The following is a 1,017-nucleotide window of genomic DNA, read 5'->3' on the forward strand; positions in this document are numbered from 1 at the left end:
CCTCTGCGGACACGTCGGGGCGCTGACGGCGCTGTGGCTGGCCCTGTTCGGGCACCGCGCGGACGTCGGGGCGCTCGGCACCGGTTCCCGGCTCGTGTTCGGCACGGCCTGGGCCCTGTTCCTCGTCCTCGGCTTCGCCGCCGCCCGGCGCCGCGACTTCGCCCGGCACCGGGACTGGGCGATCCGCGGGTACGCGGTCGGACTGGGCGCCGGCACGCAGGTGCTCACCCTCGCGTCCTGGTCGGCGTTCGCCGGCGCGCCCGACCGGCTCACCGAGGCGCTGCTGGTGCTCGCCGGCTGGCTGATCAACCTTCTCGTGGCCGAGCGGACCATCCGCCGCTCCCGCCGCCCACACCCGCTGGAGGCACGGTGAAAGCGATCGCGCAGGACAGGTACGGCCCTCCCGACGTGCTGCGGCTCAGGGAGGTGGACCGGCCGGAGCCCGCGGCCGACGAGGTGCTGGTGCGGGTGCGCGCGGCGGCGGTGAACGCCCGCGACTGGCACGTCATGCGCGGCGACCCCTACCTGGCGCGCCTCATGCCGGGCGTGATGGGGCTCCGCGGACCCCGGACGTCGATCCGGGGCACGGACTTCGCGGGCGTGGTGGAGGCGGTGGGCGGGCGGGTGACCCGGTTGCGACCGGGCGACGAGGTGTACGGCGAGGCCGACGGCGCGTTCGCCGAGTACGTGCGCGCCCCGGAGGGCGTCGTGGACCTCAAGCCCGCCAACCTGACCTTCGAGCAGGCGGCGGCGCTGCCGCTGGCGGCCAACACCGCGCTCACGGGCCTGCGCGACCGGGGGCGCGTGCGGGCCGGGCAGCGGGTCCTGGTCAACGGCGCGTCCGGCGGCGTCGGCACGTTCGCCGTGCAGGTCGGCAAGTGGCTCGGCGCGGAGGTGACCGCGGTGTGCGGCGCCCGGAACGTGGACCTGGTCGCCTCGCTCGGCGCGGACCACGTCATCGACTACGCCCAGGACGACTTCACCCGGGACGAGGGGCGCTACGACGTGGTCTTCGAC

At 76.0% G+C, this 1,017-nt stretch carries 2 protein-coding genes; both read left to right on the forward strand.

The window, feature by feature from the left end; translation table 11 throughout:
* The coding region (locus ACFV4N_RS44065) for a DUF2306 domain-containing protein (RefSeq protein WP_499678660.1) at positions 1-373 on the forward strand (373 nt) is incomplete at its 5' end.
* The coding region (locus ACFV4N_RS44070) for an NAD(P)-dependent alcohol dehydrogenase (protein WP_499678661.1) at positions 370-1,017 on the forward strand (648 nt) is incomplete at its 3' end. The genes ACFV4N_RS44065 and ACFV4N_RS44070, both read left to right, overlap by 4 nt.

It is taken from the genome of Actinosynnema sp. NPDC059797, from assembly GCF_042732085.1.
Lineage (GTDB): Bacteria > Actinomycetota > Actinomycetes > Mycobacteriales > Pseudonocardiaceae > Actinosynnema.